At 33.8% G+C, this 14,117-nt stretch carries 14 protein-coding genes; 8 read left to right on the forward strand and 6 right to left on the reverse strand.

Going from position 1 to position 14,117, the window contains the following annotated elements; genetic code table 11:
- Positions 1 to 59 precede the first annotated feature (59 nt).
- The 6 genes from IR213_RS06770 (at position 60) to IR213_RS06795 (ending at position 6,314) form a co-directional block, all read left to right on the forward strand.
- Positions 60 to 833: a tetratricopeptide repeat protein gene (locus IR213_RS06770; protein WP_194311549.1), complete on the forward strand. Its 774-nt coding sequence runs from the start codon at positions 60 to 62 to the stop codon at positions 831 to 833.
- A 69-nt stretch (positions 834 to 902) separates the two neighbouring features.
- Positions 903 to 1,472, forward strand: a complete 570-nt coding sequence (gene ribH / locus IR213_RS06775; protein ID WP_194311550.1) for a 6,7-dimethyl-8-ribityllumazine synthase — start codon at positions 903 to 905, stop codon at positions 1,470 to 1,472.
- A gap of 162 nt (positions 1,473 to 1,634) precedes the next feature.
- Positions 1,635 to 3,485, forward strand: a complete 1,851-nt coding sequence (mutL, locus tag IR213_RS06780) for a DNA mismatch repair endonuclease MutL (RefSeq protein WP_194311551.1) — start codon at positions 1,635 to 1,637, stop codon at positions 3,483 to 3,485.
- Complete coding sequence (locus IR213_RS06785; protein ID WP_194311552.1) at positions 3,482 to 4,294, forward strand: rhomboid family intramembrane serine protease; 813 nt, start codon at positions 3,482 to 3,484, stop codon at positions 4,292 to 4,294. Before mutL ends, IR213_RS06785 begins: the two co-directional genes overlap by 4 nt.
- Before the next feature lie 53 nt (positions 4,295 to 4,347).
- The gene (locus IR213_RS06790; RefSeq protein WP_194311553.1) at positions 4,348 to 5,211 is read left to right on the forward strand and encodes a rhomboid family intramembrane serine protease; all 864 of its coding nucleotides are present in this window, start codon (positions 4,348 to 4,350) and stop codon (positions 5,209 to 5,211) included.
- Positions 5,212 to 5,267: 56 nt separating this feature from the next.
- The gene (locus tag IR213_RS06795) at positions 5,268 to 6,314 is read left to right on the forward strand and encodes an endonuclease/exonuclease/phosphatase family protein (protein WP_194311554.1); all 1,047 of its coding nucleotides are present in this window, start codon (positions 5,268 to 5,270) and stop codon (positions 6,312 to 6,314) included.
- A gap of 9 nt (positions 6,315 to 6,323) precedes the next feature.
- On the opposite strand, the gene IR213_RS06800 is transcribed toward IR213_RS06795, so the two are convergent.
- From IR213_RS06800 to IR213_RS06825, 6 genes are all read right to left on the reverse strand, one after another.
- Entirely contained in the window at positions 6,324 to 6,950 is a 627-nt protein-coding gene (locus IR213_RS06800; protein WP_194311555.1) for a WbqC family protein, read from the reverse strand.
- Positions 6,951 to 7,030: 80 nt separating this feature from the next.
- The gene (lepB, locus tag IR213_RS06805) at positions 7,031 to 8,569 is read right to left on the reverse strand and encodes a signal peptidase I (RefSeq protein WP_194311556.1); all 1,539 of its coding nucleotides are present in this window, start codon (positions 8,567 to 8,569) and stop codon (positions 7,031 to 7,033) included.
- 68 nt (positions 8,570 to 8,637) lie between these two features.
- A complete protein-coding gene (dapB, locus tag IR213_RS06810; protein WP_194311557.1) occupies positions 8,638 to 9,339 on the reverse strand; it encodes a 4-hydroxy-tetrahydrodipicolinate reductase in 702 nt (233 codons plus the stop codon).
- Positions 9,340 to 9,349: 10 nt separating this feature from the next.
- Positions 9,350 to 9,907 (reverse strand): DUF5683 domain-containing protein, encoded by a 558-nt coding sequence (locus IR213_RS06815; protein ID WP_194311558.1) that lies wholly within the window; start codon positions 9,905 to 9,907, stop codon positions 9,350 to 9,352.
- Positions 9,907 to 10,806 (reverse strand): ParB/RepB/Spo0J family partition protein, encoded by a 900-nt coding sequence (locus IR213_RS06820; protein ID WP_194311559.1) that lies wholly within the window; start codon positions 10,804 to 10,806, stop codon positions 9,907 to 9,909. The genes IR213_RS06815 and IR213_RS06820 overlap by 1 nt, the downstream gene beginning before the upstream one ends.
- Before the next feature lie 4 nt (positions 10,807 to 10,810).
- Positions 10,811 to 11,578, reverse strand: coding sequence for a ParA family protein (locus IR213_RS06825; RefSeq protein WP_194311560.1), 768 nt, complete (start codon positions 11,576 to 11,578; stop codon positions 10,811 to 10,813).
- A gap of 247 nt (positions 11,579 to 11,825) precedes the next feature.
- Between IR213_RS06825 and IR213_RS06830 the strand changes: the two genes are divergently transcribed.
- Together IR213_RS06830 and IR213_RS06835 are read left to right on the forward strand one after the other, a co-directional pair.
- Complete coding sequence (locus IR213_RS06830; protein WP_194311561.1) at positions 11,826 to 12,944, forward strand: glycosyltransferase; 1,119 nt, start codon at positions 11,826 to 11,828, stop codon at positions 12,942 to 12,944.
- Positions 12,941 to 14,014, forward strand: a complete 1,074-nt coding sequence (locus IR213_RS06835; protein WP_194311562.1) for a glycosyltransferase — start codon at positions 12,941 to 12,943, stop codon at positions 14,012 to 14,014. Before IR213_RS06830 ends, IR213_RS06835 begins: the two co-directional genes overlap by 4 nt.
- Positions 14,015 to 14,117: the final 103 nt, after the last annotated feature.

Genomic DNA, 14,117 nt, shown 5'->3' on the forward strand with positions numbered 1-14,117 from the left:
AGAGGTTTTAGATTTGAATAAATATTATATTTTTGCCACTCACTAAATTAAATATTTAAATGGCAACTTATAATAAAAGAGGATATAAACCAGCAAAAGAAAAAGAAGAAAAAGAAGTTACCGAAGACATAAAAGTTCTTGAGAAAAACAGCAAAACTGCAGAAGTTTTTTCAACATTGGACGCCACTGCATCAAAAACTGAGGATTTTGTAGCTAAAAATCAAAGAATTATTATTGGAGTAGTTGGTGCAATTGCATTATTGACTGTTGGATATTTGACCTATCAAAAATTTGTTGCTGCGCCTAAACAAGATGAAGCCGCTACCGAAATGTTTGTTGCACAACAAAACTTTCAAAAAGCTACAGACGGAGTTGCAAGCGATTCTTTATATAAACTTTCGTTGAATGGTTCTGAAGGAAAATTTGGCTTTATAAAAATTGCCGATGAATATTCAGGAACTGATGCTGGAAATCTAGCTAATTATTATGCGGGTATTGCTTATTTGAATACTGGAAAATATACTGAAGCGATTGATTATTTAAGTAAATTTAAATCAGATGATATCGTTTTGAGCGCTTTGGCAAAAGGAGCAATTGGAGACGCTTATTCACAAAATAATCAACCAAAAGAAGCTTTGGATAATTATATAAAAGCGGCTGAAGCCAATAAAAATGATTTTACTACGCCACGTTTCTTGTTAAAAGCAGGAAAAACAGCGTTGGCTTTAGGAAATAAAGCGGATGCATTAAAATATTTTACTGATATCAAAGAAAATTTTGATGCGTCTCCAGAAGCTGCTTCAATTGATGTATTGATAGGATTAGCACAGTAATTTTAGGATTATACATTTAGATTTGGTAACTTTATACTTTTAATTCTAAATCTTTATTTCTAAAATAAAATGGCAACTATAAATAAAAACTTATCCGAATACGATAAAAATTCAATCCCAGACGCGAAAAATTTTCGGTTTGGGATTGTTGTTTCAGAGTGGAATGACACCATAACCGAAGGGCTTTGTTTTGGGGCAGTTACAGGACTTTTAGAAAATGAAGTGCCATCAGAAAACATCATTCGTTGGAATGTGCCGGGAAGTTTTGAACTCATTTATGGAGCAAAAAAAATGTTGCAAACCCAAAATGTTGATGCAGTAATAGCTATTGGTTGTGTAATTCAAGGGCAAACCAAACATTTTGATTTTGTTTGCGAAGCAGTTTCGCAAGGCATAAAAGACCTGAATGTAGAAACCGATATTCCTGTTATTTTTTGTGTTTTGACGGATAATACTATGCAGCAATCCATAGACAGAAGCGGAGGAAAACACGGAAATAAAGGAACCGAAGCTGCTGTTGCGGCTATAAAAATGGCCTATTTAAGACATCAGGCTTCGTTTAGTCACCAATTTAAAAATCACCAATTATTATCAACCGGTCCATTGCAAATCGAAGGTTTGACAATGATAGAAGAATAAAGTCAAAAATCACAAATCTAAAACCTATACTGTTCTATTGATGGTATAGGTTTTTTGTTTTTTTATGATAAATTTAGGTAGCAATCCAAACAGAAATTACTTAAATTTGCTCACCATTGGTTTTCGAAAATTTCAAACCTTAAACTTTAAACTATTTTTTTAATGTCGAGTATCATTCAATTGCTTCCTGATCACGTTGCTAATCAAATTGCCGCTGGAGAAGTCGTTCAGCGACCTGCTTCGGTTGTAAAGGAATTGCTTGAAAACGCCGTTGATGCTGGAGCAAATGATATTAAATTAATCCTTAAAGATGCAGGAAAGTCATTGGTTCAAGTGATTGATAATGGACAAGGAATGAGTATCACCGATGCACGTTTGTGTTTTGAACGTCACGCCACTTCTAAAATTCGTCAAGCCGAAGATTTGTTTTCTTTGCACACCAAAGGGTTTCGAGGTGAAGCTTTGGCATCGATTGCCGCGATTGCTCACGTTGAAATGAAAACCAAGCAAGATCAAGAAGAATTGGGGACCCATATCGTAGTTGAAGGCAGCAAGTTTGTGTCACAAGATATGGCAGTTTTGCCAAAAGGAACTTCTTTTGGAGTCAAGAATTTATTTTTTAATATTCCTGCTCGACGCAATTTTTTGAAATCGGATACTGTTGAATACCGCCATATCATTGATGAATTTCATCGAGTGGCTTTGGCACATCCGAAAATATTTTTTACTTTTTACCACAACGGAAGCGAAATGTTTAATTTGCATCCTTCGAGTTTGAGACAACGAATCGTGAATATTTTTTCCGGTAAAACCAATGAAAAATTGGTTCCTGTTAACGAAGAAACAGAAATTGTAAGCATCCAAGGTTTTGTTTGTAAACCTGAGTTTGCCAAGAAAAATCGTGGTGAACAATTTTTCTTTGTCAATGACAGATTCATAAAAAGTGGTTATTTACACCACGCAGTTATGGCAGCTTACGATGGGCTTTTGAAAGATGGAGCACAGCCAAGTTATTTTTTATATTTAGCGGTTCCGCCAAACACCATCGATATCAATATTCATCCCACGAAAACCGAAATTAAGTTTGATGATGAATCTGCTTTGTATGCTATTTTACGGGCTTCAATAAAACACAGTTTGGGACAATTTAATGTTGCGCCAGTTTTGGATTTTGAACGCGATGCTAATTTGGACACTCCATATCATTACAAAGATTTGGAAGGAACTACACCAACGATTCAAGTTGATGGCAGTTTCAATCCATTTTCTGAAGAAGACAAACCCAATAGACATTTTGCAAATACTAATTATAGAAAGCCAGAATCTACAACAAATTGGGAAAGTTTGTATGTGGGTTTAAAACAGGATTTTGATGAAGTTGAAACAATGACTTTTGAAAATGAGGCAGTGACTTCATCTTTATTTAATAGTGAAGAAGTGGAGCAAGCGATTCATAAGACACACCAAATCCATAAAAAATACATTGTTAATCCAATAAAATCTGGAATGATAATAGTGGATCAGCAAAGAGCACATCAACGCATTTTGTACGAACAATTCCTGACTAATATCACGGTCAATTTAGCATCAAGCCAGCAATTGTTGTTTCCGTTGCATTTGTATTTTTCGAATGGAGAAATGCAATTAATAAAAGAATTAAAGCCTTCATTGACTAACACTGGTTTTGTTTTCGAGGAGACAAATGAGGACAGTGTCGTTATTTCTGGATTGCCGATAAATGTCTCCGAAAGCGAAGCTTCGCTGGTTTTGGAACAACTTTTGAGTGATTTACAAGATGGAATTCCGGAAAGCAGTTTCAGTCAGAATGACACGATTGCCAAATCTATGGCACGAAGTTTGGCGGTAAAAACAGGAACTTATTTAACCGAAAAAGAACAGGAAAACTTGGTAAACGGACTTTTTGCCTGTAAAGACCCCAATGTTTCCCCATTTCAAAAACCTACTTTCATCACGATGCGTGTGGAAGATTTAGACAAAAAATTTGCACTATGATGAATATCACACCAGTTGTAAAGCAACTTTTAATAATTAACATTCTCTTTTTTATTGGTTCCTATTTTGTGCCGGTATCTTATGATTTATTCGCTCTTTATTATCCTGAAAACGATGATTTCAAGATTTGGCAACTCATTACTCATATGTTTATGCACGCCCCTTTTCCTAATATTTCGCATATATTGTTCAATATGTTTGCGCTGTATTCCTTTGGAAGTGCGTTAGAGCATTTTTGGGGTGGAAAAAAATTCTTGTTTTTCTATATTTCTTGTGGATTAGGGGCTGCTTTATTGCATACTGTAGTCAATTATATAGAGATTCATTCTTTGTTATCACAAGTGGCAAATTTGAATTTATCAACTTCAGAATTACATCAATTATTAAATGCCGATTATAGTTCACTTTTTGATGAAAAAGGTAAAATGATGGCTGGTGAAATCAATACTCTTTTAGAAAGGGTTCATTGTACACAGCAACAATTTAACGCCATTGGAGAAGCATCTATGATTTCAAAAGGCACTGTTATTGGGGCTTCGGGAGCTATTTATGGATTATTGGCTGCTTTTGCTTTTATGTTTCCAAATGCAGAATTGGCCTTACTTTTTATTCCTATTCCAATAAAAGCGAAGTATTTTGTTCCGGGAATTTTGGCAATTGATTTGTTTTTAGGATTCAATGGGCAATCTATTTTTGGTGCCGGAAGTACAGGAATTGCTCATTTTGCGCATATTGGTGGCGCATTGACCGGTTTTATAATGATGTGGTTTTGGAAGAAAAACCAGTTTAACAGGAATCGTTGGAATTAATATCAGTTTGCAGATATCAGTGTTTTGTTTTTGTGTTTAAATTGTAAATAAAAATGGCTAGTATTATAGATGACTTAAAAATGCATTATAAATTTGGTGGAATAGCCCAAAGGCTTATCTACTGGAATGTGGCTTGCTTTCTGGGTTCATTATTTTTTTATGATTTTAGTGTAGGAACTTTTAATTTTCCCAATTGGATAGCTTTGTCCTCTGAACCTTCGGTTTTTATGACAAAACCTTGGACATTGCTTACCTATGCTTTTTTTCATGATGGATTCAGTCATATATTTTTCAATATGATTGTCTTGAATTTTTCCAGCACTTTATTCCTTACTTTTTTCTCCCAAAAACAATTGTTGGGATTGTATATCTTGAGCTCAATATTTGCCGGAATTGCCTTTGTTTCAGGCTATTATTTCTTGAATTTTAGTGCTTCAATTGTTGGGGCTTCGGCAGCAATTATGGCGGTTTTAGTCGCTACAACCACTTATAGTCCCTTGATGAATGTAAGGTTGTTGCTTATTGGAAACGTGAAGTTATGGCACATTACACTTGTGATTCTGGTTATTGACCTGATGCAAATTCGCATTGAAAATACTGGCGGACATATTGCTCACCTCGCAGGCGCCTTTTTTGGCTTTATTTTTATTAAATTATTGCAAAACGGAACTGATTTAAGTAAAATTGTTTCTACCATAATAGATTTTTTTGTTAATTTGTTTCGGAAATCCCCATCCACACCATTTAAAAAGGTTCATAAAAATTATAAAAAACCTGTTGCGAATCCTACTTCAAAAATTGTAACCAAAGACAAAACGCAACAGCAAATAGATGAAATTCTGGATAAAATAAGTCGTTCTGGATATGATTGTTTGACAAAAGAAGAAAAAGAATTTTTGTTTAAAGCTGGGAAATAGAATTAGTGTTCAGTAGCAGTTGGCAGTTTTTCAATTAACAACAAACAAACATAAAAATGAAAAACCTTTCTTGGTTTAATAAAGTGATGTTTTTTTTGAATATAGTGCTAACTGTATCGACATTTGTTGCTTATGTTTTGCCTTTTCTGGCACCTAAACTTTTCCCACTTTTATCCGTTCTTACATTATTTATGCCTTTGTTTTTTATTTTGAACGGATTGTTTTTCCTGTATTGGGGAATTCAGTTCAAGAAGCGAATGATTTTGTCTGGCTTGGTACTTTTAATGGGGATTACTTTTATCAATAAATTCTATAAATTTTCGGCTAAAGAATATCTGGAAAACGAAAAAGATTTTACGGTAATGAGTTATAATGTTCGTTTGTTGAATGTCTTCAAATGGTTAGACAGAGACGATGTTCCCGAAAATATCCTGACTTTTATCAATGACAAAAACCCCGATATATTGTGTATTCAGGAATATTCTAATTCTGCCAAAATTGATTTGAAAGTGTATCCACATAGATATATTTTGATGAAAGGAAATCTGATTAAAACCGGACAAGCAATTTTTTCTAAATTTCCCATTATAAATCAGGGAAATATTGTGTTTCCAAACTCTAATAATAATGTAGTTTTTGCTGACATCAAAAAAGGAAAAGATATTATCAGGGTCTACAATATGCACCTTCAATCCATAAAAATTTCACCCGATGTTACTGAAATAAATGAAAATATTGATGCCCTTGACCAAGGCAAATCACAACAACTTTTTAATAGAATAAGCAAAGCGTTTAAGCAACAGCAGCAGCAAGCCGAGATTATAAAAGAACATAAAAAAAACTGCACTTATCCCATTATTATTTGTGGCGACATGAATAACAGCGCGTTTTCATATGTTTATCGAAATATAAAAGGAAAATTAAAAGACACTTTTGAAGAATCCGGAAAAGGGTTTGGAGCGACTTATAAGTTCAGATATTATCCTGCCCGAATCGATTATATTTTTGCAGATGATAAAATGACTGTCAAAAAATTTGAGAGTTTTTCTGATTTCGAAAACTCCGATCATTACCCGATTATGGCAAAATTATCAATGGAATAAGTTGATGGCTTATATGATAATTAAGTCCTGCTTTTTCAAATAATCAAAAGCATATTTTCCCTCATTGAATATCAAATCCAAAACGCTCAAATTATTCAAAAATCCGTGTTTATCATCAAAAACCTGAGTGTAAGTTTCGAACTTGGAATTGTCTTTTTTTCCGTCTGCCAAAATTCTAAAATCCAAAATTGAATTTGAATCCACCTTGTGAAAATATTCGGTTGTAGTATCATATTCGAATTTCATTCGAAGACATTTAGACACAAAATTCATCGTTTCAAAGTTCAAATCCATCAAGAAATTGTATTTTTTTTCGAAAATTGGACGAATGTCATCTTCGAAATATTCAAAAAAAGGAGAACTTCTGTACCCCGCTTCCAATGATTTAAAATGCTGTTTTTGCCAGTCAAAATCGGTTTCTATTTTGATGTCTTTCGTTTTTTGATGTATTTGTTGCGAATGCTTTACGGGGATATTCAGCAACTGAATTCCATTTGGACTGTATATATAAGTTCGATTGCGATTGGTTTGCTTTTGGAAATTATCCTCCATTTCAAGCACAAGATTTTCTGCCTGAGCCATTGCAATACAATGACTAATCGAAGGGAAATAGGTCGGATGGATTAGAGTTTTCATCTTTTATTTGCTAAGGTTTAAAGTTTAAGTTTGTTGCTATAACCTTATACTTTAAACACTTTTGACTAAATATTTTTTCTCTATTTTCTTTTTTTCCAAAAATACTCACCCACAAAAAAGGCAGCTAAAGCAAATAGGAATAATTTAAAATAAGATTGTGGTTGACCATCTCCGCCTACGGTGGTAAACAATCTTTCCCAGCGGATTTTACCCAAACCTTTGCCGTTTGTATCCCAACTCATCCAGATAAAAACTGGTTTTCCTACGATATGATCTTCGGGGACATATCCCCAATAGCGACTATCCTCAGAGTTATGGCGATTGTCTCCCATCATCCAGTAATAATCTTGTTTGAAGGTATAGGTGTTTGTTTTACTGCCGTTGATATAAATATCGCTGCCCTTAACTTCCAACTTGTTCTTTTCGTATTCGGTAATTATTCGGCTATAAAAAGGCAAAGTCATAAAGTTTAATGCAACCGTTTTTCCTACTTGCGGAATGTATATTGGTCCAAAGTTATCACGATTCCATTTATGGATGTGTGGAAAAATTCCATCTTCAACACCTTTAGAAATTATTCTTGTTACAGATGTGATTCCGGGAACATTTTTCAATCTCTCAACACTAGTTGCGGGTAAAGCAGTTACGTATAGTGTGTCTTTTTTATCACTCGTGAAACCTGCTCCATCAGTTACGTCCAGATCTTTGAATAAATATTCAAAATCTATGGGTGTTTTTCCGTCCAATGCTATTTTGTACGAATATTGCGGTTTAGCTCTTTCAGGCAAAGCCAATATTCTACCATTGATATATACAATTCCATCTTTTATTTGCATACTATCACCAGGAACTCCAACGCAACGTTTTACATAATTTGATTTCTTGTCGATTGGTTTATCAACGTGCCTTCCCGATGGATCTCTAAAAAAATAAACGGTATCTACAGGCCAGTTAAAAACTACGATGTCACAATTTTTAATTTTTTGGAAAGCGGGTAATCTAAAATAAGGCAATTGAGGCCAATTCAGATAGGATTTTCTTTTTAGCAATGGAATTGTGTCATGAACCATTGGCAACGCTACCGTTGTCATTGGAACTCTGGCGCCATAATTCATTTTACTCACGAATAAAAAGTCGCCCACCAATAATGATTTTTCCAATGATGAAGTTGGAATGGTGTAGGGTTGAAGGAAATAAGTGTGCACAATTGTAGCAACAACAACTGCAAATAGCAAAGAACTTATAGTGTCAGCAGTTTTGTTATCTGGACTCAAACTCCTGTCACTTACGTAATTTAATTGCTGTGTATAATTAATAAAATAAATGTATAAACCAAAGGTTGCTATACCTAAAAAAGTGTCTAAACTTGAACGTTTTCCAAAACTTCTCAAAGTTTCTACCCAAATAACTGGAAACATAATCAGGTTGATTATAGGAATGAAAAGCAACAATGTCCACCAAGTTGGGCGACCGATTATTTTCATCAAAACGATGGAATTATATACTGGAATTGCAGCTTCCCAGCGTTTTCTGCCAGCAGCTTCATATAATTTCCAAGTTCCTAAAAAGTGAATTACCTGTACAATCAAGAAAAACACAAACCATTGATATAGTGTCATAATTATTTTGTTTTAAGTTTGAATTTAAGGTTATTCCAATTGAAACTTCTCCTTAAACCTAAAAAAGTTTATTTTAAATTTAATACATCTTTCATAGTGAAAACTCCATGTTTCCCCACAATCCATTCGGCTGCAATAACAGCACCAAGAGCAAAACCATCACGATTGTGAGCCGTATGTTTTATTTCAATTGTATCCACTGTTGAGTTATAAGTTACGGTGTGCGTTCCAGGAACGTTTTCAGTTCTTATGGCTTCAATATGGATTTGGTTTTCTTTTGCTTCATCCAATGTCCAACTCTTGTAATCACTGTTTTCGATGACTCCTTTTGCCAATGAAATTGCGGTTCCACTTGGCGCATCCAGTTTTTGAGTGTGATGAATTTCTTCCATTTCAACTTTATAAGAATCGAATTTGGACATCATTTTTGCCAAATATTCATTGAGTCCAAAGAAAAGATTTACTCCTAAACTGAAGTTGGAACTAGAAATAAATGCTCCGTTTTTTTCTTGGCAAAGCGCTACCATTTCGTCATAGCGGTCTAGCCAACCCGTTGTTCCTGAAACCACTGGAACATTGGCATAAAAGCCACTGGAAATATTTTCTACAGCAACTGCCGGTATGCTAAAATCTATGGCAACATCTGCATTCGAAATCCCATCATAGGTATTAGATTCGTCTTTTTTCAAAACAATTTCGTGGCCTCTTTCCAGCGCAATTCTTTCGATTGTCTGTCCCATTTTTCCGTATCCTAAAAGTGCGATTTTCATTTGTTAGTTTCTAAAAATTATAATTAAATGTTAGACCCACATTTGTCTTAGATGTTACACCATTCAAATACAAATCTGGTCTTACGGATAAATTTTCATTTACATTAAATTGTATCAATGCGGCGTCAACATTAGCGTCAATGATATTTAATACATAAAAACCAACCACAAATAATGCGGATAAATCTCTATTTCTTTGATAAAATTTCTGTGCTGTAATCAATCTGCTTTGATCTAAATAGGAAAATTTATCGTCTGTATAGCCTTCTAACCTGCGTTTATAGGCGTCTCTATATTGATGATAACTTTTATTGCTGTCAATATAATAATAAAGACTGACTCCAATTGCTCCATAAACTAGAGGGATTTTCCAGTATTTTTTGTTGTAAGCCTGTCCCAATCCTGGTAAAATAGCCGAATAAAAAGCAGCTTTTGCAGGTGTCAATGGGTCTATGTCATTCGATTTCAAAGTGTCTTTTGCTGTCGGGACATCAGTTTTCTTTTGCGAAAAAACAGCTGTATTTCCTATGATAAAGAGGAACAGAACTATGAAACGGATTTTATACACTAGTCTTTTATTAGTTTGATAATTCTGTTGAAGTCTTCTTCTGAATGAAATGGAATTGTAATTTTTCCTTTACCGTTTCCAGCGATTTTCACATCTACTTTTGTTCCAAAATAAGTATTAAAAGTATTTTTCTGAGTTTCAGCAATTTCAAATGAGGAAGATTTGGCTTTTGTTGCAGGTTTTGGTTTTAAACTTTCCTGATAATTTTTCACCAAAGATTCAGTATCACGAACCGATAGGTTTTGACTCACTATTTTTTGATAAATATCAGTTTGTACATCTTGGTCTTCAATATTGATTATCGCTCGACCGTGCCCCATACTGATGAATCCGTCACGAATGCCGGTTTGGATAATTGGATCTAATTTTAAAAGCCTCAAATAATTGGCAATTGTGGAACGTTTTTTACCTACACGTTCGCTCATTTGTTCTTGTGTCAATTGAATTTCATCAATCAATCTTTGATACGAAAGCGCAATTTCTATTGGATCTAAATCGTGGCGTTGAATATTTTCAACCAAAGCCATAATCAAGGATTCATTGTCATTTGCAATCCGAATATAAGCAGGAACAGTGGTCAATCCTACCAATGTTGAGGCACGTAAACGTCTTTCTCCTGAAATTAATTGGTATTTATTGAAGTCTAATTTCCGAACAGTAATGGGTTGAATAACGCCTAATTCCTTAATAGAAGAAGCCAATTCTCTCAATGAATCTTCATTGAAATTACTTCTGGGCTGAAACGGATTTATTTCGATTGAATCAATTTCAAGCTCAATAATATTCCCGACTACTTTATCGGCATTTTTATCGCTTACAGATTTTATGTCGTTCTCCGGATCTTTCAATAAAGCAGATAATCCTCTTCCTAACGCTTGTTTTTTTATTGCTTTTGCCATAAAACTATTTGCTGTTTTTCTTTATAATTTCATGAGCTAATTGTAGGTAATTATTAGCTCCTTTGCTTGTTGCGTCATAGTTTATAATGCTTTCGCCAAAACTTGGAGCTTCACTCAATTTTACGTTTCTTTGAATAATAGTTTCAAAAACCATATCGTTAAAATGTTTCTGAACTTCTTCGACTACTTGATTTGACAAACGCAATCTGGAATCAAACATTGTCAAAAGCAATCCTTCAATGTCTAAGTCTGGATTGTGAATTTTTTGAATGCTTTTTATCGTATTCAATAGTTTTCCCAAACCTTCGAGTGCAAAATATTCGCATTGAATTGGAATAATAACAGAATCTGCTGCTGTCAAAGCGTTCAGTGTAAGTAAGCCCAATGATGGCGCACAATCTATAATGATATAATCGTATTCGTCTTTGATGCTTTCCAAAGCTTTTTTGAGCATATATTCTCTATCTACTTTATCAACCAACTCGATTTCGATGGCAACAAGATCAATATGCGATGGAATCACGTCTAAGTTTGGAGCGGAACATTTCATTACAGCCTCTTTTGGTGTATTGCTATGTTCTATAATTTGATAAGTTCCAATTTCAACAGTATTAACATCAATGCCCAATCCTGAACTCGCATTTGCCTGTGGATCAGCATCTATTAATAACACTTTCTTTTCTAAAACACCTAGTGATGCTGCTAGATTTACTGACGTTGTAGTCTTTCCAACACCACCTTTTTGATTAGCAATCGCAATGATTTTGCCCATTTATTTTTCTAAATTTTGAACGGTAAAAATACAATTAATTATGGTTTCTGAAAATCTATTTTGTTAACATTTGTTAAGGTTTGATTAGCAGATGATTTTTGGCAAACTGTTTTTGAGGATTCAATAATTTTCAGGAGGATTTTCTTAAATAGTGTAAACCATAATATTTAAATTCTTGTGTTGATATTGATTAGATTTAGCAATACATTTACACAAGAAATTTTAATTCGCAACCGAATAATCTAAAATGACTTTTGCCATCATTACTCATGTGCCTCATATCCTTGAGCAAAATCAATATTTTGCTTATTCACCATATGTTAGAGAAATGAATATCTGGGTAAAACAGGTAGATAAGTTGATTATAGTTGCTCCTGAATCCAAATCTGGAAAAACACCAATTGACATAAACTATGAGCATGATAAAATAGAATTCATAGCTATTGAAAGCTTTGATGTATTGAGTTTAAAGGCAATTTCTAAAACAGTTCTCAAAACACCCAAAATTTGTTGGAGGATTTATTCTGCTATGCAAAAAGCAGACCATATTCATTTGCGATGTCCCGGAAATATTGGCTTATTAGGAAGTTTGGTTCAAATTTTATTTCCAAATAAAGCTAAAACGGCTAAATATGCTGGTAATTGGGATCCAAAATCAAAGCAACCATGGACCTATCTTTTACAAAAATGGATTTTGAGTAATACCTTTCTGACTCGAAATATGAATGTTTTAGTTTATGGCGAATGGGAAGGAATTTCTAAAAATATCAAACCTTTTTTTACGGCGACTTATAATGAAACGGATAAATTGCCTATTGTTCCTAAAGAATTGCAAGGCCAAATTAGTTTTATTTTTGGGGGAGCCTTGGTACACGGCAAAAATCCGTTGTATGCCATTCAGTTGGTGGAAACATTATATAAAAAGGGATATGAAGTTGTATTAGCTTTATATGGAGAAGGAGTGGAGAGGAAAAAATTGGAAGAATATATTAGCCAAAATAATTTAGGGAACATCATTTCATTAAAAGGGAATCAAACTCAGGAATCGGTAAAAAAAGCTTACGAAGCCAATCATTTTGTGCTATTGCCATCCGAAAGTGAAGGTTGGCCAAAAGCAATTGCTGAAGGGATGTTTTGGGGCTGCGTTCCCATATCAACAAAGGTTTCTTGTGTGCCGTTTATGCTAGATTTTGGAAACAGAGGTGTTCTGTTAGAAATGGATTTAGAAAAAGATGTTCACCAAATGGTAGTTCTTTTGAAAAACGAAGTTGATTATTTAGACAAAAGCCAAAAGGCTAGTGAGTGGTCAAGACAATATACTTTGGATGTTTTTGAAGGGGAGATTAAAAAATTATTGCAATTATGAGAGTTCTTCAAATCATAGATTCTCTTGAGGCTGGCGGTGCTGAACGAATGGCGGTAAACTATGCGAATGCGCTTGCAAAAGAAATTGAGTTTTCGGGCTTAGTTGTAACTCGAAAAGAAGGGGCACTTTTGAATCAGGTTAACAAAGATATTTCTTATCTTTATTTGAATAAAACGCACACCATTGATTTAAAATCCATTTATAAATTAAGAAAATTTGTAATAGATAATAAGGTAGAAGTTGTTCATGCTCACAGTACTTCTTTTTTTACGGCTTTTTTGTTGAAATTGATTTATCCATCCATAAAGTTAATTTGGCACGATCATTATGGAGATAGTGAGTTTTTATCAAAAAGACCTTTGTTGAGTTTAAGAATGGTTATTCCTTTTTTTAATGGAATTATTGCAGTAAACCAACAACTTAAAATTTGGGCTGAACAAAAAATACATTTAAAGAATGTGATTTATTTGCCTAATTTTCCATCTGAAGAAAATGCTATTTCGGAACAAACTATTTTGCAAGGAATTAAAGGGAAAAGAATTGTGTCTTTGGCAAATTTAAGGGTTCAGAAGAACCATTTTTTATTGTTGGAAGTGGCTAGAAAAGTTAAAATATCTCATCCTGAATGGACATTTCATTTGGTGGGAAAAGATTTTGAGGATGATTATTCCAAAAAAATAAAGACTTTAATTTTGGATTATAATTTAGAAAATAATGTTTTCATTTACGGCTCCAGACAGGATATAAAAAACACTCTCAATCAGTCAACTATAGGTATCCTGACTTCACAATCAGAAGGCTTGCCAGTTGCATTACTTGAATATGGCTTGCAAAAAAAAGCTGTTGTAGTAACTAATGTAGGCGAAGTTCCTTTGTTAATTCAAGATGGAATTAATGGTTTTATTGTTAATGCAACTGAATCACAATTATTCTATGAATTACTTGTGAAGTTATTGGATAATAAAACTTTACGGTCAGATTTTGGAAAAGCTCTTCAAAAAACCATTAATAATAACTATTCTGAAGTAACCGTTATTAAGCAATATTTAGATTGGTTAGATAACTTTTAAAATTAATAAGAAAAGCACTTTAATAAATCAGTTAACCGATAAGAACTGTTGGTTGTCGATTTTTTATTGGTTTGATGGGATGTTTATGTAGATTTGTTTTCTA

The organism is Flavobacterium soyangense (assembly GCF_015277675.1).
Taxonomy (GTDB): domain Bacteria; phylum Bacteroidota; class Bacteroidia; order Flavobacteriales; family Flavobacteriaceae; genus Flavobacterium; species Flavobacterium soyangense.